This is a genomic window from Pedobacter nototheniae (genome assembly GCF_032678625.1).
GTDB classification, from domain to species: domain Bacteria; phylum Bacteroidota; class Bacteroidia; order Sphingobacteriales; family Sphingobacteriaceae; genus Pedobacter; species Pedobacter nototheniae_A.
Genome location: NZ_JAVTSO010000006.1, coordinates 205,844 through 230,244, shown reverse-complemented (window position 1 = coordinate 230,244; position 24,401 = coordinate 205,844). Strand labels below are relative to the sequence as shown.

Below are 24,401 nucleotides of genomic sequence, written 5' to 3'. Positions count from 1 at the left end.
TGAAAAGCTTCATCAAATCTAACCAACCTTTCCTAAACAGGCAATCTGTTTAACTCGATATCATCAGGCGTTACAAAAATTAACGGCACTTTTTCCACATCAACGTAACTGCTGTCTAAACCAAAACTTCTTTCTTCAGATAAACTTAATTTCTTAAGTATGAAGTAATAATCCATAATGGTACGTTCGTAAAAACTTAACTTGGTAAATTTTGACAGGTGTTTTTCTAAGATTACAAACCTAAAATCACCAGCTATTTTATGTTTATTTAAGGAAGTATATTGACTGGTGATGTCAACCTCACCATTTTTAACCAATTCTTCAACCACCTTACGGTATAAAAGATTCACCCTCTGTTCTATTCTGAAGCCCAGTTTAAAATCAATGCGGATTAGTTTACCCGGTATTAAGAACTCAACTTTATAATCTAAAGTATAAGGTTCATCCATAACATCAACATGCACCAGCCAGTACACATCCGCACGTTTAGGCTCTTTCTGAATAATAGAATAAATAATTTTAGATTCAATCTCTGTTTTAAAATTGGCACTGGTTAAATAAACCAATTGTGAAGAATATTTCGGAACAGATTCATCATTACTCAGTTCACTGATAATTTCGTAATAATCTTCTATTTCTACATATTTTACGAAACGGTTTTTAATTTTTCTTGCTACAAACCAGCTCCACATAATGGTGAATAAAAGTGAGCCAATTAATACGGTAACCCAACCACCATGTACAAACTTAGTTAAGTTACTCACTAAAAATGTGCCTTCAATAATGATATAAGTCAAGAAAAATATTAAAATAGAATACTTAGGAAAACGTCGGCTTCTTAAATAAAAACTTACTAAAATGGTTGTCATTAACATCGCTATCGTTATCGATAAACCGTAAGCAGCATCCATTCGTTCTGATTCTCTGAACAACAAAACAATCCCACAACAACCTATCCACAACATCCAGTTTATAGAAGGCACATACAATTGTCCTTTTGAAACCGTTGGATAAACGATCTTGATTTTAGGCCAAAGGTTTAAACGAACGGCTTCCGATATTAACGTAAATGAACCACTAATTAAAGCCTGACTTGCAATAATGGCGGCCATTGTAGCCAATATAACCATGGCTACCTGATACTGTTCAGGAATTATCTGAAAGAACGGGTTCATTTTTGCCCCAGGTATAAAGCTGTTTGAGTTTTGCAAAATCCATACGCCTTGACCTAAATAGTTCATAATCAGGGTAAGCTTAACAAAAATCCAGCTTGTACGGATGTTGTTTCGCCCGCAGTGTCCTAAATCGGAATAAAGTGCTTCAGCCCCTGTTGTACACAAGAAAACACCACCTAAAATATAAAATGCATTATGATTGGTTACTAATAAATGTACCGCATAATATGGGTTTAGTGCTTTTAAAATGCTTAAATCTTTAACAATAAACATTAAACCAAGTAAGCCTAAAACAGCAAACCAAATAAACATTACCGGTCCAAAAAGTTTTCCAACTAAATTGGTTCCAAACTGCTGAATGATAAACAATACGGTTAAAATGCCTAATACAATCGGAATAACCGGAACGTCAAACTTATTTGTTAAACCTTCAATTGCTGAAGTTACTGTAATACTCGGTGTAATAATTCCATCGGCTAATAAAGCACAGCCACCAACAATTGCCGGAATTACAAGCCACTTTGCCTTTTTACGGACTAAAGAAAAGAGAGAAAAAATTCCGCCCTCCCCTTTATTGTCGGCTCTAAGTGTAATAATTACATATTTAATGGTCGTTTGAAGTGTTAAAGTCCAGATGATACAAGAAAGCACACCCAATACAACTTCAGGACTAATTGCCCCTGGCGTACTTACAACGCCACCTCTTACGCCTAAAATAATTTTGAAAATAGCATTCAGCGTGTATAATGGAGAAGTACCAATATCGCCAAACACGATTCCTAAACTAATCAGAACCCCACCGGCGGTTAACGCATTTACATTTTTATGATTTGACACTTTAATATTTTTTAGTGCGGCAAAAGTAAACTAACTATAACAATTTAACAACCAATTTATTGTGTATTTTCGACACGAAGAAACACATTTTTTTATGTTAAAATGTGTTAAATTGTGGCTTTTAAACAAAATGTTTAATTTCTTTGTTTTAAATTAATACATTTGCTATATAAATTTGATGAAACTCTATACTAAGATAACGCTTCTCCTAAAACTTACGTGCACCTTGTGCATTGTTTTGTTGTGCAGCGTAAATTCTTGGGCACAAACAGACACTTTAAAAATTGGGTTAAAGCCAAGAACTAAGAAAGTGAGCCGTATTCCGGAGATCAAAGCAAACATACAACCTTATAAACCTACTTTCCTTTCTATCGGTGGAGCAGGAACATTTAATACCTATTCTAATACTACCAAACCTTCTGGCGTAACTGTAACTAAAGACAAATTATTAACCATTGTTAAAATTTACCCAAATCCGGTTGAAGATCAGTTAAATATTATTCTTTCTTTAGGCAAAGATACCCAGGTAACCATAAAAATAATGGACTTATTGGGGAATGAGGTAGTTACCTTATCGAATGAACGTTTAAGTGCAGGAGAAATCACCAAATCGTTTACTATTCCAAGTCGCTTAAATGCTGGGATTTACTTTTTAAGGGTAATTGCGGGTTCAGAAAGCCAGGTAAAAAGAATATCTGTTTTATAACACCATTTTCTTTTCTATTTTTGAACAGGAGCAGTAAATCTGCCTCCCCTGATTTGTCAATTTTTAAATTTGCCTGTCTTCCTGTTCGAAATGCACAGGTTCTTCAAAACAAAAACATATAAAATGAAAATTATAGCCATCGGTCGAAATTATGCAGCGCATGCAAAAGAGCTAAATAATCCTGTGCCCACTACTCCTGTTATATTTTTAAAACCTGATACAGCAGTATTAAAAGACAATAAACCTTTTTACATCCCTGATTTTTCTGATGACATTCATTACGAACTCGAAGTTGTTTTAAAAATTTGTAAAGAAGGAAAACATATTGCAGAGAAATTTGCGTCGAATTATTATGATGAAATTGGTTTAGGAATTGATTTCACTGCCCGCGACATTCAGGCCAAACATAAAGAAAAAGGCCTGCCATGGGAACTTGCCAAGGCATTTGATAATTCTGCTCCGATCAGCATTTTTACTCCAAAAACCAATTTTGAAAATCTTTACGACTTAAATTTTGAGTTAAAAGTAAATGACGAAACCCGACAAAAGGGCTACACTAAAGATCTTTTGTTCTCGTTTGAGAAGATAATAAGCTTTGTTTCGCAATACATAACCTTAAAAAAAGGTGATTTAATTTTTACAGGTACTCCAGAGGGTGTAGGTAAAATAAATAAAGGCGATAAATTAGAAGCCTGGTTACAAGGTAAGCAACTCTTAAATTTTGATGTTAAGTAAAAACATGCGCAAAAAACCGATCAACTTTAAAATCTACCTCTCCCTTTTCGTTTTTAATATATTATTAATACCAATTACAAAGGCACAGCAAATATTTAGTAGCAATAAATACCCAATTACCGATTTCAGGCAACCTTTAGACATTACCCCGCCCGCACTTGCGGGTTCTTTTGGTGAAATCAGGGGGAACCATTTTCATTCCGGCATAGATTTTAGAACCAATCAACGTGAGGGTTATCCTGTATATGCAGTTGCAGATGGCTATATCTCCAGGCTCCGGGTTCAAAACAGTGGTTTTGGACAAGCCCTATACATCAATCATCCAAATGGATATACGACTGTTTATGGCCATTTGCAACGTTTTGCACCTAAAATTGCAACGATTGTAAAAAACCTTGAGTATGAAAAAAAATCATTCGAAATTGACGAATTTCCAGATGCCACATTAATCCCTGTTCACAAAGGAGATATTATTGCATGGTCTGGTAATCGGGGCAGTTCGGGTGGGCCACACTTGCATTTTGAAATTAGAGACACTAAAACAGAAGAAACGATAAATCCTCAATTTTTCGGTATTAATATCCCGGACAATATCCCGCCGGTAATTCATGGTTTATATGTTTATCATTTAAATGGAAAACCTTTTAATGAATTTACCAGTAAAGAGGCTATTCCCATTACAGGATCAAACGGTACTTATAAAGCATCAGCTCCAATAAATTTAAGTGGTGAAGTTGGTTTTGGCGTTGTTACTACCGACAGGCATAATGGCCTATCAGGAACCAATGGAGTATATTCCATTCAATTAGAGGTAGATGGTAAAATGGTTTATACTTCTGCATTAGAGCGCTTTGCGTTTGAAGATAGTAAAGCCATAAATGCCCATATCGATTACCCTACCTACTTAAACACCAAAAGAAGTATCCAGAAAAGTTTTGTAGATCCAGGAAATCCATTGAAAATCTACAGCAATCTGGTCAATAGCGGCCGTATTAATTTTACCGACGGTGAGGTGCACCAGCTTCGCTACGTCATTACAGATTCAAAAGGGAATGCGTCCATACTGCCATTCAACGTGCATGCAGGCTCAACGGTTTCTCCGGTTGCCGAAACAAAGGGAAATATTTTTCCTTATAATAAAGCAAATGAATTTAATACCGAAAACATTAAGGTTATATTACCAAAAGGCACATTATACAACGACTTAAACTTTACATACAAGCTTTTGCCAAAACCATCCATAAATGCCTGGTCGGCAATGCACCAAATTCAAAACAACTATACTCCTTTGCATGTAGGTTTTGAACTTTGGATTAAGGCAGATCAATTACCAGAACACATCAGGAGTAAAGCCTTAATTGTAAATGCAAATCGTTCATCTCAAGGCGGATACTATGAAAATGGTTATATAAAAGCCAATCCAAAAAATTTCGGCTCTTTCTTTATTTCGATTGATAGCATTGCACCAAATATAACACCGGTCAATATTTCTGAAGGAAAAAATATGTCCGCCTTATCAAAAATGATTTTTAAAATCAGTGACAATCTTTCGGGCATTAAAAGTTTTAACGGCTATATAGATGGCAAATGGGTTTTAATGGAATTTGACACTAAATCTGCCACGCTTTGGCATAGTTTTGATGAAAGAACGGGCAAAGGAAAACATACTTTCGAATTGATTGTTGCTGATATGAAAGATAATACGAAGCGGTATTCAATTTCCTTTTTAAAGTAAAATTATACTAATTAGTTACGGCTTTATTAAGGGTTGGCAATATGTATTGGTAACTTAGCTCAGCAATAAAGTTTAGTATAAAATCAATTATAAATTAATATGGCAGAATTAAAAGAAGGTGATCATGCACCTGCTATAACAGCAAAAGACCAGAATGGCAATTCTATTTCTTTAAGCGATTTTAAAGGCAAAACGGTTATACTTTATTTTTATCCTAAAGATGATACGCCTGGCTGTACTGCTGAAGCTTGCGACTTTAGAGATAATTACCAAGGCCTAACCGCTAAGGGAATTGTTGTTTTAGGAGTTAGCGTCGATGATGAAAAATCGCACCAGAAATTTGTCACCAAACACAGCTTGCCCTTTACCCTACTTGCAGATGCTGATCAAAAAATTGTAAACGATTATGGTGTTTGGGCAGAGAAAAACATGTACGGCAAAAAATATATGGGTACCGTAAGAACGACTTTTGTAATTAATGGGGAAGGTAAAATAGCCCATGTTATTAAAAAAGTTGATACAAAAAACTCAACACAGCAAGTACTCGATTTAATCAATAACTAATTATGATATAGCAAGTAAAATATTACCTTTGCTATATAACAACAACCGCTTATTTTAATGAAACATACAATTAAAGAATTAGAAGATATTGCTTCGCAGATAAGACGAGATATTGTAAGAATGGTTCACGGATGTCAATCTGGCCACCCAGGTGGTTCATTAGGCTGCGCAGACTTTTTTACAGCCTTATATTTCGAAGTTTTAAATTACAATACAGACTTCAAAATGGATGGTATTGGCGAAGATTTATTCTTCCTGTCTAACGGCCACATTTCTCCGGTTTGGTATAGCACACTAGCCCACGCAGGCTTTTTTGATAAAAGTGAATTAGCAACTTTCCGTAAATTAGATTCAAGATTACAAGGTCACCCAACTACACACGAAGGTTTACCTGGTATCCGAGTAGCTTCAGGTTCATTAGGTCAAGGTATGTCTGTTGCTATTGGCGCAGCACTTACAAAAAGATTAAATGGTGATAAATCTTATGTCTTCACTTTACACGGTGATGGTGAATTGCAGGAAGGACAAAACTGGGAAGCCGCAATGTTTGCACCTTTCCATGAATTAGATACCTTAATTTGCAGCGTGGATTACAACGGACAACAAATTGATGGCCCAACTAAAAAAGTACTTTCTTTAGATAGTTTACAAGATAAATTTGAAGCTTTTGGATGGCATGTAATCAATACCGATGGCAACGATATGCAGGCTATTGTTGAAGGCTTACATTATGCTAAAACCTTAACCGGAAAAGGCAAACCAATCTTAAACTTAATGAGCACGCAAATGGGTGCTGGTGTAGATTATATGATGGGATCGCATAAGTGGCATGGTACCGCTCCTAATGATGAGCAATTGGCAGCAGCTTTAGCACAATTACCAGAAACTTTAGGCGATTATTAAAATAGATTAAAGATGTGAAATGTGAGACTTAAATCTCATGTTTAATATCTAAGATCTCATATCTAAAAAACAATGAAAAAATATACATATACAGAAAAAAAAGATACACGTTCGGGTTTTGGAGCTGGCTTGCATGAGGCTGGAAAGAAAAACGAAAATGTGGTTGCCTTATGTGCTGATTTAGTTGGATCGCTTAAAATGGATGCTTTTATTAAAGATTTTCCTGAGCGTTTTACACAAGTTGGTATTGCTGAAGCAAACATGATTGGTATCGCAGCTGGTATGACAATTGGCGGTAAAATTCCTTTTACAGGCACTTTTGCTAACTTTTCTACAGGGCGTGTATACGATCAGATTCGTCAGTCGGTAGCGTATTCAAACAAAAACGTTAAAATTTGTGCATCACACGCAGGTTTAACTTTAGGTGAAGATGGTGCAACACACCAGATTTTAGAAGATATAGGTTTAATGAAAATGTTGCCAGGTATGGTGGTTATTAATCCTTGTGATTACAATCAAACCAAAGCCGCAACTTTAGCAATTGCCGAATATGAAGGTCCGGTTTATCTACGTTTTGGCCGTCCGGTTATTCCTGTTTTTACAGATCCGGATCAAAAATTTGAAATTGGTAAAGCATGGATGGTTAACGAAGGTACCGATGTAACCATTATTGCAACCGGCCACATGGTTTGGAAAGCTATTGAAGCTGGCGAAAAATTGGCAGAACTGGGTATTGATGCGGAAATTATAAATATCCACACCATTAAGCCATTGGATGACGAAGCTATTTTGAAATCTGTTAAGAAAACAGGTTGTGTAGTTACCTGTGAGGAACACAACAAATTTGGTGGTTTAGGCGAAAGCGTAGCACGCTTATTAACCACTGAGTTACCTACACCACAGGAGTTTGTTGCAACAAACGATACCTTTGGCGAAAGCGGTACACCAGATCAACTAATGGCTAAATATGGCTTAGATGCTGTAAACATTGTTGAAGCTGTACAAAAAGTAATCGGCAGAAAAAAATAGAATTAAAAAATTAGCTACAAAGACACGTAGTACACTGAGTAATAACCAAAAGCTTTGTGCACTTAGTGTCTTTGTGGTTTTATAAAGCAATCATTTTTAATGAAACAAGTTGAAGATTCAGAAATTCTTGCAATGTTTGCTGTCGAGAAAACTCGAAATGAAGCCTTTAACCTGCTTTTAAAAAAATATCAGCAAAAAATATACTGGCACATCAGGCGATTGGTTCTTAACCATGATGATTGCGACGACCTGATTCAGGAAGTATTTGTTAAAGTCTGGAAAAACCTGGATAAATTCAGGAGTGATTCTCAACTCTATACCTGGATTTACAGAATCGCTACAAACGAATCCATTACCTTTTTAAATAAACAAAAGCAGAGAAACAATACTCCTCTTGATGAAGTATCATCAGAACTGGCCGATAATCTTGTTGCATCATCATACTTTAATGGAGACAAACTGGAAATCAAACTTCAAAAAGCCATTTTAACCTTACCAGAAAAACAACGGATTATTTTCAATATGAAATATTTTGATGATATGAAATATGAAGAAATATCAGAAGTTTTAGGCACTTCAGTAGGCGCATTAAAAGCATCATTTCATATTGCCGCAAAGAAAATTGAAGCAATAATTACAAATGATGAAATAGACTATTAAACCTTTTGATCTGAATTGTATCATATATTAGTGATGACTGAAAATATAGAAAATAATGACTGGATTAGTGAAGCCCCCACCCTTGCGGCGATGGACAAACGTAATCCTTTTGATGTTCCTGATGGATACTTTAATAATTTAAATGAATTGGTTTTTTCGTCCATTTTTGTAAATGAATTTAAACAAAAAACCAATCTAAATACTTTTGAAGTCCCGCAGCATTATTTTGAAGAATTAACAGCACGTATACAAACCCATATCACTTTAGCAGAAATGCCTAAAGCAGAAAGTACATTTGGCGTACCCGAAAATTATTTCGACACTTTACAAAGCAGAATTAACAATAAGATTGAAGCTTTAGAACCGAAAAAACAAGCTAAGGTTGTTTCGCTCTGGAGTAAAAACCTATTTAAATATGCAAGTGCCGCATGTTTTCTTTTAATATCTTCTTTCGGATTTTACCTTTATCAAAACCAGGGAAATTCAGTGAGTCAGATACAATCGGCTGAATTTGCGAACGAGCAAATGCTGTACGATATTGATGAAAGTACAATTATCGACCATTTAGAAACAGAAAGCACCGCAAAATCAAATGCAAAAACTAATTCTGTGTCAGATACAGAAATGGAAAACTATATTCTGAGTCATTTCTCTTCAAGTGATTTGGCCCAGGAATTAAACAATTAATGAAATTGAAATGAAAAACTTATTTTTCGCAAGCTTATTATTTTTATTACCAACTATGCTTTGGGCGCAAAGGCCAAAGGGTGAGGAGATAGAATCACTTAAAATAGCCTACTTTACGCAAAAACTTGATTTATCTCCGGATGAAGCAAAAGTATTTTGGCCAATTTATAATGAAATGCAGCGCGAGCAAGGTGAATTGCGTAAAGAACGTATGCAAAAAATGATCTCTTTTAAAAAAGTAACAGAAATTGATAATTTAAGCGATGCTCAGATACAAAGTTTAATTACCAGCGAGTTCGACTTTAAACAAAGAGACCTTAACCTGGATAAAAAATATTATAATAAGATGAAATCTGCTTTGCCTATAAAAACTATTGGCAAATACTACAGAGCACAGGAAGGATTTAAACGAGAGCTACTTAACCGTTATAAAGGCGGTCCTAAATAAAAACAAAGACTTACAGCAATGTAGGTCTTTTTTGTTTTAAAGCCTGCATCATTTCCGTACTTTTGCAGCATGCTTACACAACGTCAGTTGTTTTTACAACACAATGCACAAACATCCCCTGAGCCACTTTTATTAGAATTTGTAAAAGCCAAAGGTTTATACATTTATGATCAGGACAACAAAAAATATATGGATCTTATTGCCGGTATTGGCGTAAGTAACATTGGGCATTGCCATCCGGCCGTTGTAAAAGCCATTCAGCAACAAGCCGAAACTTATATGCATTTAATGGTGTATGGCGAATATGTTCAAAGTCCACAGGTAAATTTTGCAAAGGCATTATCCGATGTCCTACCCAAAAGCCTTAGTTGTACTTATTTTGTAAACTCTGGTGCAGAAGCTGTAGAAGGCGCCATGAAACTGGCAAAACGTTATACCGGAAGAAAGGGTTTTGTAGCCTGTAAAAATGCTTACCATGGCAGTACTCAAGGCGCAGAAAGTTTAATGGAAAGCGACTTTTACTCTTCTGGCTATGGCCCGTTTCTGCCCAATGTAAGTTTCATGAATTTTAATCAGCTTAATGATTTAAGCTTAATTACGACTGAAACTGCAGCCGTATTTATTGAACCAATCCAGGGGGAAGCTGGAATCCGTGTTGGCGACTTGGCTTATTTTCAGGCACTAAGAAAAAAATGCGCAGATACAGGTACCTTGCTTGTTTTCGACGAAATACAAAGCGGTTTTGGCCGTACCGGTAAATTGTTTGCTTTTGAACACCTGAACATTATACCTGATATTTTATTGCTCGCTAAAGGAATTGGTGGGGGTATGCCTATTGGCGCTTTTATTTCTTCTTCAGAAATTATGTCTGTATTATCCAATAATCCAATTTTAGGACACATGACAACTTTTGGCGGTCATCCGGTTTGTTGTGCCGCTGGTTTAGCCACTTTAAATGCTTTAACAGATGAAGAAATCGTTGCTGGAGTAGAAGAAAAAGGGTTACTTTTTAAAACCCTGCTAAAACACGAAGCAATTAAAGAAATACGCGGTAAAGGTTTAATGCTTGCGGTAGAATTTGAAAGTTTCGAAATCAATAAAAAAATCATCGATGCCTGTATTGCCGATGGCGTAATTAGCGACTGGTTTTTGCATTGCAGTAATTCCATGCGTATTGCGCCTCCGCTCATTATTACCAAAGAAGAAATTAAAGAAGCCTGCGCTATAATTTTGAAAAACGTTAACTTAGTTGCCGGGAACGCCAATAACTAAATCATAAACTATTGGCAAATCAGGAAACTATTAATCATAAACAGCTAATCTAATGAACGTTTTAATTGTTGAAGACGAGAAAAGCCTTGCGCTTGAAATGGATGAATTTTTAAGCAACGAAGGATTTATTGTAGAACATGCCTGGAAAAAATCATCTGCCGAGGAGAAAATCTTTGTAAACAATTACGATTTTATCCTTTTAGATTTGGGTTTACCTGATGGTGACGGTTTTGATGTTTTAAAACAACTTAAAACTTTAAAAGATCGGGATGATGCCGTAATTATTTTAACCGCAAGAAGTGCTGTAGACGATCGTATTAAAGGTTTGGATGAAGGTGCTGACGATTATCTGCCGAAACCTTTTTCTTTAAATGAATTACTGGCGCGTATGCATGCAATTATCCGCAGAAAGCATAAACTCGAAAAAAACGAGATCAATGTTCATAATTTCCTTTTAAATATTCAAAACAGAACGGTTTCTTTTGGCGATGAACGATTAAACCTAACCAAAAAAGAATTCGAAATTTTTAATTACCTGGTGCTTAATAAAAACCGGGTTGTTTCTCGAATGAGTTTAACCGAACACGTTTGGGGTGATATTTTAGAAGTAAACTCTGATTCAAATTTTGTTGATGTGCATGTAAAAAACCTTCGTAAAAAACTTTCTGCTGTAAATCAAACAGATTGGTTCGAAACCGTTAGAAGCATCGGTTACCGCATCAACTGCTAAATACACTTAAAATGAAGTTACAGGTTAAGTTTTCTTTATATAATGCAATAACCAAAATCGCCATTATTCTGATTTTGGGTGCCATTATTTTATTTTCAATAGATAAACTTGCTTATAACCAACTGGATAACAGGCTTATCAAAAAGAAAGGCAAAATCATTAAACATTTAAGTGATAATGAAATTGATAGCCTTTTAAACGACCAGCAATCTTATACCGATTACAACATTTTAAAAGAGGAGTTTATCACTTTAACAGATATTCCCGATAATCAAAGAGATTCGGCAGCAGTTATTGTTACCGAGGAACGCGAAATTGAAGGCGATGTTGAATTTTATAGAATTCTGAATTATAAATTTATTTACCACACCAACTGGTATAATTTGGAAATTGGCGAAAGTATGACCTCGCTACAATCAATCAAAATTACCATTCGCTTTTACATGCTAATTGTGCTTATTGCAGCATTATTAATCACTTTAGTAACGGATTATGCTTTTTCTAACTTTCTGTTAAAGCCTTTCTATCTAATTATCGACAAAAAAATTAATCTCGTCGATGATCCCTCTCATTATAACTACGAGAACATTCCAACCAATACGGATGACTTTAAAATTCTCGACAATAGTGTAAACTCATTGATGAGAAAGATTAACAACTTGTTTTTACTTGAAAAACAGTTTATTGCCAATGTATCTCACGAATTGCTTACCCCCATTTCGATCCTTAGTACAAGATTTGAAAACATGTTAAGCACACCAAATATTCCTGTAGAGCATGAAAACAAAATATTCGCTTCTTTAAAAACACTTAATCGGTTGAAAGTGATTATAAATAGTTTGCTGTTAATTTCTAAAGTAGAAAACAATCAATATTTAAAAACCGAAGAAATTAGCATTAAGCAGGAATTAGAAGATATTTATGAGGATCTTGAAGACCGCATCACTGATAAAAAAATCGATTTTAGCTTGGATTTAAAACACGGTTTTAGCTTTATGGGCAATAAGGCGCTGATTCATACGCTCCTTATGAACATCATCAACAATGGCATTAAATACAATGTAGAAGGTGGTGCTATACGGGTTAGCGGAGCCATGCAGCAACAAAAATTTGTGCTTAAAGTAACTGATACAGGTGTAGGTATGAGCAAAGACCTGGTTGAAAATGCTTTTCACCGTTTTAAACGAGGGAATACCGAGGAGCACGGTTTTGGATTGGGTTTGGCTATTGTTCAAAGTATAGCCAAATTTCATAAAATAGAGATAGACATTCAATCCGAGGAAGGCAAAGGCTCTGTAATAATACTAAACTTTTAAAATGAAATTCTGCTGATTTAAGTGATGATTAACACATAAATCAATTTAGTACCTTTGTACTTTATGTTGAATTCTTATAAAATTAGATCTTTCTTTATCTGCTTCTTTTTAGCTTTTTCCATATCCGGGTTAAAGGCGCAAAAAATTGTACAAATTCAGGATTCAATACCGCAACATATTTTCACCTACCGGGAAATTGAAGTACTGGAAGATGATCATGACCAATATTCTTTCGAAAACATTACAAGCAAGGCTTTCGACCAAAAATTCAAGGCAAGTAAAAGCAGTACACCCCAAACTAAAAAGTTAAATAAAACGTATTGGTTCAGAATTAAAATAAAGGAAAATGAATTGGCAAAAAAACCTTTTTTGCTCGAGTTTTTCGACCAAACAATAGATCATATTACGGCCTATATTCCACAATCCAACCAAAGTTTTAGAGTTGAAGAATTAGGCGATTCAAATCCATTCAGCAAAAGACTTATTCACCATAAAAACTTCGAAATTCCTATTCAAAATGATGGAGAGGCTATTCAGACTTATTACTTTAAAATCAAATCTTCTCAAATATCAGATGTAATTATTGTTCTCCGTAGTGCCGAATGGTTTATTTCATACGCGTTGGATGAGTATTTCTATTTTGGTATTTTTTATGGAATGATCCTGGTTTTTAGTTTCTATAACCTAATCATGTTTATCGCCATCAGGCAAAAGCAATATCTATATTACGTTTTATACAATTTAAGCGTCGGCTTTTTTGAAATGAGTACAGATGGCATTGCCTATCAATACTTATGGCCAAACGCACCCGGATGGAACCAGGTAGCGTATGCCTTTGCACTTTGTGCAACCAGTATATTTGCCTTACTTTTTACACGAGAACTGTTGCTGGTTAAAATAAAGGCACCTAAGCTCAACCAGCTTATTATTGGTGTTATTGTGTGCAGGATAATTTTCTTTGTTTACTGCTATCTTTTCAACCAATCCCTGTTCAGTTATAAATTTATCGAGGCTATTCCACTTTCAGTTGCCTTTTTTACCGGAATTTATATTTACAAAAATGGCTACCAGCCTGCGCGTTTCTTTGTATTGGGCTATAGTTTTCTTTTTGCCGGCTTTACTTTAAAGTTTTTAATTATGCTGGGTGTAGCCTGGCTAAATTTTGGTGTAGTAAGTTACTACAGCTTAAGCTTTTGCTTTGTTTTAGAAATGGTATTCTTATCTTTTGCAATTGGGGATAAGGTTCGGATCTTAAAAAAGAAAAAAGATAACGTTCAGCAAAAGATGATCAGGCAAATGGCTGTTAATGCAAAGCTGAAAGATAGCTTAAACCAGGAACTGGAAAGTAAAGTTGAAGAACGCACACGTGAGGTTTACCACAAATCGCTGATTATTGAAAGTAAAAATCAAGCTCTCGAAGAAGTCAATGCATTACTGCAGCAACAGGCTGAAGAAATTTCGAGGATGAACGTTTTGCTTGAACAGGATAATGAAGAACTGCAAACAAGTGTAGAAAAGGTTTCGAGAGACAGGGTAATGTCTACAGAAGTTGATTTTGAAGAATTCAGTAAGATATATCCCGATAAGGAGAGCTGTTATGAGTTTCTGGCAGAACTTAAATGGAGCAATGGTTACCACTGCCGCAAATGCAGTAACGATCATTATTTCAACGGCCACATTTTACATAGTCGCCGCTGCAGCAAATGTGGTTATGAGGAGTCGGTAACAACTTATACTATTTTTCATAATACCAGGATTCCAATCAATAAAGCTTTTTACATGATATTTCTAATTTATTCTTCAAAGGGTAAAATATCATCTCATAAATTATCAGAATTACTTTCCATCAGGCAAAGCACCTGCTGGACTTTTGGTACGCGAATAAAAAAAGTAATGGACGACAGAAAGAAGACTTTAAAGAAATCGGCTAAAAATGGCTGGAGCCAGCTTGTTATCGAGTAATTCTTATCTCATTTATCAGTCACAAAGTTGTTGTTTTGAAAAATTTCAGGCCTAACGCAATAGGTATTTAAGCGTATCAAAATGATACCGCACACCTACCTTAATACAAGGCTTAATACCTGATAATCAAGGTTAAAACAATGATTTTATCAACGGTATTAAAGCGTATCGATTTACATACAACAAACTAACTATCAGCAACTTACATAAAAATATTTATTTCAAAAACTTGCATTTTGAATTAATTCGGTGTTAACTTTACCTCGTATTAATTAACTAAAGCAAAATTATGAGAAAAAAGTTTACATTGCTTATGGTGTGTATTCTATGCGGAATCTCTTTGAGTATGGCACAGAATATAACTATAAAAGGCCAGGTAAAAGATCAAAAAGGTTTGCCCCTGCCGGGAGTTTCTGTAAAAGTAAAAGGAACTAACCAGGGCGCTTCCACACAAGAGAATGGTTCTTATACCATTAATGCTCCAAATAACGCAACATTAGAATTTTCTTTCATTGGTTTTAAAACCCTCGAAGAAGTTGTAAATAATCGCAGTACCATTAACGTAACCCTTTCAGATGATAACCAACAATTAAATGAAGTGGTCGTAATTGGTTACGGTACCACCACTAAAAAAGATTTAACAACAGCCGTAGTCTCTATTTCTTCTAAAGATATAGAGAATCAGCCGGTAACCAATCCTTTGCAAGCCATCCAGGGTAAAGCAGCGGGTGTGCAGGTAATCTCTCAATCTGGCAAACCGGGTTCTGGTGTATCTGTTAGCATCAGGGGAAATACTTCCATCACCGCATCAAACAGTCCCTTATATGTTATTGATGGGGTAACTTCAAGAAATGCTGACTTTTTAAATCCAGGAGATATAGAAACTTTAACCATTTTAAAAGATGCTTCGGCAGCGGCTATTTATGGTTCAAGTGGTGCAAATGGTGTGGTTTTAATTACCACCAAGAAAGGTAGTTCTGATAAAATGAGAGTAGCATTTAATGCTTTTACAGGTTTTTCTAATTTATGGCAAAAAATTGATGTTTTAAATGCCGCACAGTATAATGCGTTAATGAAAGACATGAACTATACTGCATTTGGAAATCAGGATACAGATTGGCAGGATGTTACTTTCGGAACAGGAACACAGAACAATTATCAGGTTTCTTTATCGGGCGGAATTAAAGGTGGCCAGTATTATTTCTCTACAGGTTACCAACAAGATAAAGGTACCGTTGCTCCAGCTGTTTTAGATAAATATACAGCCAACTTTAATGGTTCACAAAACATTACCAGCTGGTTAAAATTAACCGGTACAGCAGCATTTACATATAGAAAGTCTGTTGATGTTGGTGATAACACCGGTGTTGCCGGTGGTGGTGTAATTTTAGCGGCCCTATCAACCCCTCCTACTATCGGAATTTATAACAGCTTAGGTCAATATGCAGGTAACCCAAATCAGGGTGGTTGGGAAAATCCAATTGCTTATGCTTACCGCATGACAAACGGGACTAATAATTTCCGTTTCTTAGGTTCATTTGCTGCACAGGTTAATTTCACTAAAGATTTATATTTTAAATCAAGCATCAGTACCAATTTAAACAGAAACCGTTACAGTAATTTCTTAGATCCTTATATGTCTGAATATGGAAGAACCCAACAAGGAAGATTCCAAAGCAACAGAACCAAGGATAATGTTTGGTTAAATGAAAATATTGTTAACTACACTAAAAATGTAGGCAAAAATGCATTTACAGCCACTGGCGGTATGACTATTCAGGAATCTGATTATAAATATTATACCTATGAGGATTCTAAATATTTAGATGCAAACAAAAACCTTTTGCCAGCTGCCACTTCGGTTACAGCAACATTGCCTTCTTTTGCACAATGGTCTAAGCGTTCGTATTTAGCCCGTGTTACCTATGCATATGATGGAAAATACCTATTCAGTTCAAACTTCCGTGCCGATGGTTCATCTCGCTTTGCACCAGATAAACGTTACGGATATTTCCCTTCTGCATCATTAGGATGGCGCATTTCTGGTGAAAACTTTATGAAAGAAAGCAAAACCATTAATGACTTAAAAATTAGAGGTAGCTGGGGTAAAGTAGGTAATGATGAGGGCATTGGAGATTACGCTTATTTAGAGTTATATCAACCAACCACACAGGGTTCTTACAACTTTATTCAATTGGCTAATCCTGATTTAACCTGGGAAAAAACAACTCAAACCAACATTGGTTTAGATTTAAGTATGTTCAACTCAAGAATTACATTTACTGCTGATGCTTATTTAAAGAAAACAAACGACTTACTTTTAAACGTTCCTTTAGCGCTTAGTACTGGTTTTAATACACAGGCCAGAAACGTAGGTTCGATGGAAAATAAAGGTTTAGAGTTTGTATTATCAACTAAAAACTTTGTTAAAAGTAAGTTTACATGGTCTACTGACTTAAACTTTTCTTTAAATCGCAATAAAGTAACCAGTTTAGGTAATTCATTATCATCAATTGATTTTGGTGGAATTGACAGCCGCGACCAGGCCATTAGAGTTGAGGTTGGAAAACCATTAGGTGCTTTTTATGGCTATGTTTATCAAGGTGTTAATCCGCAAACAGGTAATGCAGTGTATGCCGATTTAAATGGTAATGGCAGCGTAGATGCCGGCGACCGTACTTACATTGGAAACGCACAGCCAAAATTCACTTATGGGGTAAACAACAACTTAACCTACGGTTCCTTTGGTTTATCATTCTTTTTCCAGGGTGTTCAGGGTAACGACATCTTTAATGCCTCCAGGATTGATTTAGAGGGCTTATATGATTCAAAAAATCAATCTACAGCAGTATTAGACAGATGGACTACTCCAGGTCAGATTACAAACATTCCAAAAGTAACCAAAGGAAATACAGATAACTCACGTACATCAAGCAGATTTGTGGAAGATGGTTCTTATTTACGTCTGAAATCGGCAACCTTATCTTACAATTTTGGCGCAAACACGCTTAAAAAACTGAACATGAGCAAAATAACTGTTTTTGCAACTGGTTATAACCTGTTAACCTTTACTAAATATTCAGGTTTTGATCCGGAGGTACAACGGTATGATGGTAACAGCCCTTCAATGGGTATTGATTATGGAACTTATCCACAGTCAAGAACATTTTTATTTGGTGTTAACGTAGGCTTTTAATTTTAAACAGAATGAAACTTAAAATATATTCAATAATCGCTGCCGGCACCCTTACTATGGCTTTAAGCAGCTGTAAGAAAGACTTTTTAGATAAACAACCAATCAGTCAGGTTACACCGGACGCCGCTTTTGCAGATGCTGCAGCAGCAGAAAAATTAATCCAGGGGGTTTACGATGGCATGTATAATGATTTTCATATTATGGATTTCATGACCAACGGTGATGTAATTGCCGACAACTGTTATGCGGGTGGAGATAATCCTAACAATATCCAGCTGGACCTTTTTAAAGTAAACAATACCAATTCAAATATTAGTCGCGATTATACAGCCTTATACAAGGACATTAAAAACTGTAATCTGGTAACCGATAATGTTCCAAAAATTGCAGATTCCAAATTGGATGTAAACGACCGACGTAAACAAATTTTAGCTGAAGCGCGTATTTTACGTGCTTACATGTACTTTAATGTTGTAAGGTTATGGGGCGCGGCGCCACTTGTACTAAAAATTCCGGTAACAACCGAAGATTTATCTCCGTTTAAATCAACAGTAGATCAGATTTATGCGCAGATTATTGCTGATTTGGAATATGGCGTTGAAAATGCACGTACAACTGCGCCTAACAAAGGCATTGTAACAAAAGGTGTTGCCAATGCATTATTAGCTAAAGTATATGCAAGTAAACCTAATCCTGATTGGGCAAAAGTTAGCACGTATGCTGATGCCGTAATTAATGGTGGTTATTCTTTAGTTTCCAACTATGATTTCTTATGGGATTCGCAACACAAAAACAATTCAGAAGCCATTTGGGAAATGCAATATGATGGTTGGGGCGGTTTACATGGAAATTGGATGCCAAGCCAGCTTTTTGGAGCAGGATGGAAAAAATTCAATACACCCACCAACGATTTAGTGAATACCTTTAATGCAGAAAATGATGCTATACGTAAAAAATCAAGCATTTTAATTGATGGCATTGGATGGGATGACGATTACTGGAAAGATGCAGCGATTTACCCACATGTAGGCAAATATAGAGCTGACGACAAAACCGACACCTATATCTTACGTTTGGCTGATATTATGCTGTTAAAGGCAGAAGCTTTAAACGAATTGAGTGCAGGTGGATGGTCATCAGCAAAAGATGTGGTAAACACGGTACGTGGACGAGTAAGTTTAGGCGCCACACCAGCTACCGATCAAACAGCTATGCGTTTGGCAATCGAAAAAGAACGTCGTTTAGAATTGGCATTTGAAGGCCACCGCTGGTACGATTTATTAAGAACCAACAGGGCTATAGCCGTAATGAATGCACAAAAAGATGGAAATGGTAATTCTTTAAATTACAACATTACCGCTGCAAATCTTTTACTTCCGATTCCACAAACAGAACTGGATAGAAATCCAAACCTTCATTAATTTCTTATCAATGTACAAAGGCGGCAATTGCCGCCTTTGTTTTATAACAAAATCCCTTATGATATTCAGGAAAACTCTACTAACGCTATTCGCTTTGGGTACTGTAGCCAGTGCCCTTGCTCAAAACAAAAATCAAGCTAAAATAGATGCATTAATCAGCAAAATGACCCTTGAAGAAAAAGTTGGTCAAATGGCTCAAATTACGCTTGATGTTATTGGTAAAGGTAAAAATCGCTTCGAAAGTGACGAACCTTTTACCCTTGATCAAGCCGCAATGGAAAAAGCACTAATCCAATATCATGTAGGTTCAGTTTTAAACACTTCAAATAACAGGGCCCGTACACCACAGGTTTGGTATAAAATTATCAGCGAAATTCAGGACGTAGCCATTAAAAAAGGAAAAAATAAAATCCCTGTAATTTATGGCGTTGATGAAGTTCATGGCGCTACCTATACCGCTGGTGCAACCATGTTTCCGCAACAAATAGGACAAGCCGCAACTTTCAACCGCAGTCTGGTTAAAAACGGAGCCTCTATTACAGCTTACGAAACCCGAGCCAGTTCTATCCCCTGGAACTTCGCTCCTATTTTAGATTTAGGTGCCGATCCACGTTTTCCACGTCAGTGGGAAAGTTTCGGTGAAGATCCATTCGTGGTTACCGAATTAGGTAAAGCTGCAGTTAAAGGTTATGAAGGTGATGACAATAACGTAGCTAACCCGTATAAAGTAGCTACTTCTTTAAAACACTTCTTAGGCTATCAGGTTCCGGTTACGGGAAAAGACAGAACACCATCTTATATATCTGACCAGGCTTTAAGAGAATACCACCTGCCGCCATTTAAGGCTGCTATAGAAGCCGGCGCACACACGGTAATGATTAACTCCGGAATTATAAACGGAGTGCCTGTACATGCCAATTACAACATTGTTACTAAATTATTAAAAGATGAATTAGGCTTTAAAGGTTTGGTTGTTACCGATTGGGGCGATATTGAAAACTTATTTAAAAGAGATCATATTGCCAAAGACGATAAAGAAGCCATTATGCTGGCCATAAATGCTGGAATAGACATGAGCATGATTGCATACAACTACGAAGTATTTTGCGATAACCTGGTGGCATTGGTTAAAGAAGGTAAAGTTAAGCAGGAAAGAATTGATGATGCCGTTCGCCGTATTTTAATGGTAAAGTATGCTACTGGCTTATTCGAAAAACCAACAACAAACCCTAAAGATTATCCAAAATTTGCAAGTAAAGAATTCGAAACTGCTGCTTATAATACCGCGGCAGAATCCATCACTTTGTTAAAAAACACCAACAATATCCTTCCATTAAAAAAAGGAATGAAATTATTAGTTGCTGGGCCAAACGCAAATTCTATGCGTACTTTAAATGGTGCCTGGACCTATAGCTGGCAGGGAGAAAAAGTAGAAGAATTTGCTAAAAAATACAATACGATTGTAAAAGCACTTCAGAATAAGAATGGCGCTGCAAACATTACTTATTTACCCGGTGTAAGCTATAAAATGGATGGTAAATATTTTGAAGATTTTACGGACAAAATGGACGAAACACTTGCCGCAGCCCAACAGGCAGATGCGGTGATTTTATGCCTGGGAGAAAATACCTATACGGAATCTCCGGGTAATTTAAGCGATTTATACATTTCTGATTTACAAACGGAGCTGGCGCAGAAAATTGCTGCAACCGGAAAACCTGTTATCCTGATTTTAAATGAAGGCAGGCCAAGAATCATCAGCAAGTTTGAGAAAAAAATGAGTGCTGTTGTTCAAACTTATTTACCGGGAAACTTTGGTGCCGATGCGCTGAGTGATATTTTGTTTGGTGATGTTAATCCCTCAGGAAAACTTCCATATACTTATCCGCAATACCCCAACGCGCTGTTTACTTATTACCACAAACCATCCGAAGCCCGTGAAACGGTAGAAGGTGTTTACAATTACGATTCGGATTTTAACCCGCAATATGTTTTCGGACAGGGCTTAAGTTATACTACTTTTAAATACAGTAATTTAAAATTAAGCAACAATACTTTAAAAGCTGGCGAAACTTTAACCATAACGGTAGAGGTTAGCAATACGGGTAAAGCAGAAGGTAAAGAAAGTGTATTGTTATATACCTCCGACCTTGTGGCCAGCCTGATTACACCTGATGTAAAGCGTTTACGTGGTTTCGAAAAAATAACGTTAAAACCTGGGGAAACAAAAACGGTAACCTTTGCGATTACAGCTGCAGATATTGCCGTTGTAAACCTTGAAAACAAAAAAATAACTGAAGCCGGAGAATTTAAAGTTCAAATTGGCGATCAGAAAATAAATTTTAATTACACAAATTAAAACCTGAGGGATGGGAAGACTTCTTTCCATCTCTTTATTGTAAAAACCTATCATTTTAAGACGAAAACATGAAATTAATTTACAGCGTAAGCTTAGCACTAAGTGTTTTATTTACCTCCTGCGCTTCTAAAAAGACATTAACCGGCGATAGCGAAAATCCACAGGTTACTGCAAAGCCCCTTAAAACAGAAGTAAATTTTTGGCTAACAAAAGGAGATAAGTCGGCTTTGTTGCAAAAACAAAATATTGCCTTAAACTTTACCGATGCCACCAATAATAACCCAACAATTGATGTAAATCCAAATACAACTTATCAAACTATTGATGGTTTTGGCTATACGTTAACTGGTGGAAGTGCAACTTTAATTAACGCGCTTCCAGCTGCCGAAAGAGATAAATTATTAAATGAGCTTTTCGGCAAAAAAGATAATGATATTACTGTAAGTTATATCCGTTTAAGTATTGGGGGTTCAGATTTAAGCGCAACGCCATTTACCTATAACGATTTGAACGATGGGGAAACAGATGAAAATCTGTCTAAATTCTCTATCTCAAAAGAGCAAACAGATTTAATTCCTGTATTAAAAAAGATTGTGGCCATAAATCCTACTATAAAAATCTTAGGCTCGCCATGGACAGCTCCTGTATGGATGAAAACCAATAAAAGTTTTATCGGCGGAAGTTTAAAACCAGCATATTACCAAACCTATGCGAAGTACCTGGTTAAGTATATCCAAACCATGAAGGCAGAAGGTATAACTATTGATGCCATAACACCACAAAACGAGCCTTTGCACCCAGGTAATAATCCAAGTATGTACATGGATGCACTAACACAGGCAAACTTTATTAAAACAGCCTTAGGTCCGGTATTTAAATCAGCAGGCATTAAAACTAAAATTATTGTTTACGATCATAATGCCGATAAACCAGAATATCCAATTACCATTTTGAACGATCCGGAAGCAAAAAAATATGTTGATGGATCTGCTTTCCATTTGTATGCGGGAAACATTTCTGCACTTACAAAAGTACATGAAGCACATCCTGATAGAAATTTATATTTTACAGAGCAATGGGTAGGCGGCCCGGGTAATTTCTCAGAAGATTTAAAATGGCATGTATCCACATTGATTATTGGTGCAACCCGTAACTGGAGCCGCAATGTGTTGGAATGGAACCTTGCAGCTGATGCGAATTACAATCCCCATACCGATCAAGGTGGTTGTACCAGTTGTTTGGGTGCTATTACCATTGGCCCGGCTGTAAGCAGAAATGTAGCTTATTATGTAATTGCACATGCTTCAAAATTTGTTACGCCAGGTTCGGTTAGGATTGCGTCTAATGTGATCAGCAATCTTCAGAATGTAGCCTTTAAAACTCCGGATGGAAAAACGGTACTTATTGTTTGCAACAACAACAGTATTGATACTGCCTTTAATATTAAATATAAAGGCAAAACTATTGCAACTACTTTAGCTCAGGGCGCTGTAGCGACTTACGTTTGGTAAAAAATCTTCGTTTAATTGTTAGTTAGCTCCGCTTTTGCGGGGCTTTCTTTTTTTATCGATGTACCCGAAGACTCAATCTTGGCAGGGGCTTTGTTAGTTTACAACAATCAACCTTAATCCATTATGAAAAATATACTTCCCTTAGTTGCATTTGCAACAGTATGTATGGCTTCATGCCAGAGCAGCACAAAAAACAACAACCCCGCAGATTCTAATTTAAAAAAAGCAATTGCCATAGCTCCGGCTACCGAATGTTTTTTATATGCTAAAAACAGAGATACAGCTATTTTAACCTTAAATACAAATGGAAATGTAATTTCAGGAGATTTAAGCTATAATTTATTTGAAAAAGATAAAAACACGGGTACAATTAAAGGCCTTGTAAAGGGCGACACTTTAATTGCAGATTATACTTTTCAGTCTGAAGGTATGAAATCTATCAGGCAGGTGGTTTGGTTAAAACAATCGGGCAAACTCATCGAAGGCTTTGGCGATGTTGAAGAAACTAAAGAAAAAGTAAAATTCAAAAACATCAGCAAATTAAAATTTGGCGGTGCCATGGAGTTTTCGAAAACCGACTGCAAATAGATAACAATATATCATCAACTTATCCGGTTGAACGAAATACACTGAGCCTGTCAAAGCATATTAAACAAATTAGATTTACATTTGCAGACTCAGTGTATTATTGGCAACTACTTAATTACTTCATGGGCCGCTTCTCCCCATTCTTTTGTAATTTTAGATACGTAGTCGGTATATTTTTGAATTTCTTCTGGTTTTAATTTAGCGGCCAGTGCAGTTGCATTTTGAGACCATGCCTTATATTTTTCAGTTAAAGCCTGAATTTCTGTTGCGTTTTTACTTTTTAAAGCGGCAATATAATCGTCTTTCAGTTTATCCAGGTCAGCTAAACCTTTGTTTACATCTTCGCTTGAAAAAGTTGGCACTTCAGATTTAATAACTTCGGTTGTTTTGGTAACCACTTTTACGGTTGTATCGCCAGCAGCAGAAACAGTTGAATCTGTAGAGGTTTCTGTTTTCTTAGTGCCATTGCAAGCGACTAAGGTTGTAGCAAGCAAACCAACGGCAGCTACGGATAATATTATTTTTTTCATTTTGTTTTATGTTTGCCATAGCTGCTAAAATATTATG

At 36.1% G+C, this 24,401-nt stretch carries 20 protein-coding genes; 18 read left to right on the top strand and 2 right to left on the bottom strand.

Translation table 11 applies throughout. From position 1 onward, the window contains the following. Nucleotides 1–32: 32 nt before the first annotated feature. A complete protein-coding gene (locus tag R2Q77_RS17570; RefSeq protein WP_316805035.1) occupies nucleotides 33–2,012 on the bottom strand; it encodes a KUP/HAK/KT family potassium transporter in 1,980 nt (659 codons plus the stop codon). Between the two features lie 178 nt (nucleotides 2,013–2,190). Here R2Q77_RS17570 and R2Q77_RS17565 point away from each other — a divergent pair, with 178 nt between their 5' ends. The 18 genes from R2Q77_RS17565 (at nucleotide 2,191) to R2Q77_RS17480 (ending at nucleotide 23,834) form a co-directional block, all read left to right on the top strand. Then, nucleotides 2,191–2,718 (top strand): T9SS type A sorting domain-containing protein, encoded by a 528-nt coding sequence (locus tag R2Q77_RS17565; protein ID WP_316805034.1) that lies wholly within the window; start codon nucleotides 2,191–2,193, stop codon nucleotides 2,716–2,718. A gap of 123 nt (nucleotides 2,719–2,841) precedes the next feature. Continuing rightward, entirely contained in the window at nucleotides 2,842–3,453 is a 612-nt protein-coding gene (locus R2Q77_RS17560) for a fumarylacetoacetate hydrolase family protein (protein ID WP_316805033.1), read from the top strand. Nucleotides 3,454–3,457: 4 nt separating this feature from the next. After that, nucleotides 3,458–5,188 (top strand): M23 family metallopeptidase, encoded by a 1,731-nt coding sequence (locus tag R2Q77_RS17555; RefSeq protein WP_316805032.1) that lies wholly within the window; start codon nucleotides 3,458–3,460, stop codon nucleotides 5,186–5,188. Nucleotides 5,189–5,287: 99 nt separating this feature from the next. Beyond that, nucleotides 5,288–5,752: a thioredoxin-dependent thiol peroxidase gene (bcp, locus tag R2Q77_RS17550; RefSeq protein WP_316805031.1), complete on the top strand. Its 465-nt coding sequence runs from the start codon at nucleotides 5,288–5,290 to the stop codon at nucleotides 5,750–5,752. Nucleotides 5,753–5,809: 57 nt separating this feature from the next. Next, nucleotides 5,810–6,655, top strand: coding sequence for a transketolase (locus R2Q77_RS17545; RefSeq protein ID WP_316805030.1), 846 nt, complete (start codon nucleotides 5,810–5,812; stop codon nucleotides 6,653–6,655). A 72-nt stretch (nucleotides 6,656–6,727) separates the two neighbouring features. Further along, nucleotides 6,728–7,684, top strand: a complete 957-nt coding sequence (locus R2Q77_RS17540; RefSeq protein ID WP_025145704.1) for a transketolase family protein — start codon at nucleotides 6,728–6,730, stop codon at nucleotides 7,682–7,684. Between the two features lie 99 nt (nucleotides 7,685–7,783). Then, nucleotides 7,784–8,344, top strand: coding sequence for an RNA polymerase sigma factor (locus R2Q77_RS17535; protein ID WP_316805029.1), 561 nt, complete (start codon nucleotides 7,784–7,786; stop codon nucleotides 8,342–8,344). 33 nt (nucleotides 8,345–8,377) lie between these two features. Continuing rightward, entirely contained in the window at nucleotides 8,378–9,031 is a 654-nt protein-coding gene (locus R2Q77_RS17530) for a hypothetical protein (protein WP_316805028.1), read from the top strand. Between the two features lie 10 nt (nucleotides 9,032–9,041). Continuing rightward, entirely contained in the window at nucleotides 9,042–9,479 is a 438-nt protein-coding gene (locus R2Q77_RS17525) for a hypothetical protein (protein WP_316805027.1), read from the top strand. 69 nt (nucleotides 9,480–9,548) lie between these two features. Next, nucleotides 9,549–10,751 (top strand): aspartate aminotransferase family protein, encoded by a 1,203-nt coding sequence (locus R2Q77_RS17520; RefSeq protein ID WP_316805026.1) that lies wholly within the window; start codon nucleotides 9,549–9,551, stop codon nucleotides 10,749–10,751. A 52-nt stretch (nucleotides 10,752–10,803) separates the two neighbouring features. Further along, the gene (locus tag R2Q77_RS17515; protein WP_316805025.1) at nucleotides 10,804–11,481 is read left to right on the top strand and encodes a response regulator transcription factor; all 678 of its coding nucleotides are present in this window, start codon (nucleotides 10,804–10,806) and stop codon (nucleotides 11,479–11,481) included. An 11-nt stretch (nucleotides 11,482–11,492) separates the two neighbouring features. Then, nucleotides 11,493–12,797 (top strand): HAMP domain-containing sensor histidine kinase, encoded by a 1,305-nt coding sequence (locus tag R2Q77_RS17510; protein WP_316805024.1) that lies wholly within the window; start codon nucleotides 11,493–11,495, stop codon nucleotides 12,795–12,797. Between the two features lie 63 nt (nucleotides 12,798–12,860). Continuing rightward, entirely contained in the window at nucleotides 12,861–14,759 is a 1,899-nt protein-coding gene (locus R2Q77_RS17505) for a 7TM diverse intracellular signaling domain-containing protein (RefSeq protein ID WP_316805023.1), read from the top strand. 346 nt (nucleotides 14,760–15,105) lie between these two features. After that, on the top strand, nucleotides 15,106–17,955 hold the full coding sequence (locus R2Q77_RS17500; protein WP_316805022.1) for a TonB-dependent receptor: 2,850 nt from the start codon (nucleotides 15,106–15,108) through the stop codon (nucleotides 17,953–17,955). Between the two features lie 11 nt (nucleotides 17,956–17,966). Beyond that, nucleotides 17,967–19,376: a RagB/SusD family nutrient uptake outer membrane protein gene (locus R2Q77_RS17495; RefSeq protein ID WP_316805021.1), complete on the top strand. Its 1,410-nt coding sequence runs from the start codon at nucleotides 17,967–17,969 to the stop codon at nucleotides 19,374–19,376. Nucleotides 19,377–19,434: 58 nt separating this feature from the next. Next, the gene (locus R2Q77_RS17490; RefSeq protein WP_316805020.1) at nucleotides 19,435–21,735 is read left to right on the top strand and encodes a glycoside hydrolase family 3 N-terminal domain-containing protein; all 2,301 of its coding nucleotides are present in this window, start codon (nucleotides 19,435–19,437) and stop codon (nucleotides 21,733–21,735) included. 68 nt (nucleotides 21,736–21,803) lie between these two features. Then, a complete protein-coding gene (locus R2Q77_RS17485) occupies nucleotides 21,804–23,246 on the top strand; it encodes a glycoside hydrolase family 30 protein (protein WP_316805019.1) in 1,443 nt (480 codons plus the stop codon). A gap of 123 nt (nucleotides 23,247–23,369) precedes the next feature. Then, nucleotides 23,370–23,834 carry a hypothetical protein gene (locus R2Q77_RS17480; RefSeq protein WP_316805018.1) on the top strand — a complete coding sequence of 155 codons (465 nt, stop codon included), beginning with the start codon at nucleotides 23,370–23,372 and terminating at the stop codon, nucleotides 23,832–23,834. A 107-nt stretch (nucleotides 23,835–23,941) separates the two neighbouring features. On the opposite strand, the gene R2Q77_RS17475 is transcribed toward R2Q77_RS17480, so the two are convergent. Further along, on the bottom strand, nucleotides 23,942–24,364 hold the full coding sequence (locus tag R2Q77_RS17475) for a hypothetical protein (protein ID WP_316805017.1): 423 nt from the start codon (nucleotides 24,362–24,364) through the stop codon (nucleotides 23,942–23,944). Nucleotides 24,365–24,401: the final 37 nt, after the last annotated feature.

Coding starts and splice junctions, on each gene's coding strand:
- R2Q77_RS17515 (WP_316805025.1), top strand. CDS start 10,804: ATGAACGTTTTAATTGTTGAAGACGAGAAAAGCCTTGCGCTTGAAATG.
- R2Q77_RS17495 (WP_316805021.1), top strand. CDS start 17,967: ATGAAACTTAAAATATATTCAATAATCGCTGCCGGCACCCTTACTATG.
- R2Q77_RS17535 (WP_316805029.1), top strand. CDS start 7,784: ATGAAACAAGTTGAAGATTCAGAAATTCTTGCAATGTTTGCTGTCGAG.
- R2Q77_RS17475 (WP_316805017.1), bottom strand. CDS start 24,364: ATGAAAAAAATAATATTATCCGTAGCTGCCGTTGGTTTGCTTGCTACA.
- R2Q77_RS17525 (WP_316805027.1), top strand. CDS start 9,042: ATGAAAAACTTATTTTTCGCAAGCTTATTATTTTTATTACCAACTATG.
- R2Q77_RS17500 (WP_316805022.1), top strand. CDS start 15,106: ATGGCACAGAATATAACTATAAAAGGCCAGGTAAAAGATCAAAAAGGT.
- R2Q77_RS17480 (WP_316805018.1), top strand. CDS start 23,370: ATGAAAAATATACTTCCCTTAGTTGCATTTGCAACAGTATGTATGGCT.
- R2Q77_RS17490 (WP_316805020.1), top strand. CDS start 19,435: ATGATATTCAGGAAAACTCTACTAACGCTATTCGCTTTGGGTACTGTA.
- R2Q77_RS17530 (WP_316805028.1), top strand. CDS start 8,378: ATGACTGAAAATATAGAAAATAATGACTGGATTAGTGAAGCCCCCACC.
- R2Q77_RS17520 (WP_316805026.1), top strand. CDS start 9,549: ATGCTTACACAACGTCAGTTGTTTTTACAACACAATGCACAAACATCC.
- R2Q77_RS17485 (WP_316805019.1), top strand. CDS start 21,804: ATGAAATTAATTTACAGCGTAAGCTTAGCACTAAGTGTTTTATTTACC.
- R2Q77_RS17560 (WP_316805033.1), top strand. CDS start 2,842: ATGAAAATTATAGCCATCGGTCGAAATTATGCAGCGCATGCAAAAGAG.
- R2Q77_RS17510 (WP_316805024.1), top strand. CDS start 11,493: ATGAAGTTACAGGTTAAGTTTTCTTTATATAATGCAATAACCAAAATC.
- R2Q77_RS17555 (WP_316805032.1), top strand. CDS start 3,458: ATGCGCAAAAAACCGATCAACTTTAAAATCTACCTCTCCCTTTTCGTT.
- R2Q77_RS17505 (WP_316805023.1), top strand. CDS start 12,861: ATGTTGAATTCTTATAAAATTAGATCTTTCTTTATCTGCTTCTTTTTA.
- R2Q77_RS17540 (WP_025145704.1), top strand. CDS start 6,728: ATGAAAAAATATACATATACAGAAAAAAAAGATACACGTTCGGGTTTT.
- bcp (WP_316805031.1), top strand. CDS start 5,288: ATGGCAGAATTAAAAGAAGGTGATCATGCACCTGCTATAACAGCAAAA.
- R2Q77_RS17545 (WP_316805030.1), top strand. CDS start 5,810: ATGAAACATACAATTAAAGAATTAGAAGATATTGCTTCGCAGATAAGA.
- R2Q77_RS17565 (WP_316805034.1), top strand. CDS start 2,191: ATGAAACTCTATACTAAGATAACGCTTCTCCTAAAACTTACGTGCACC.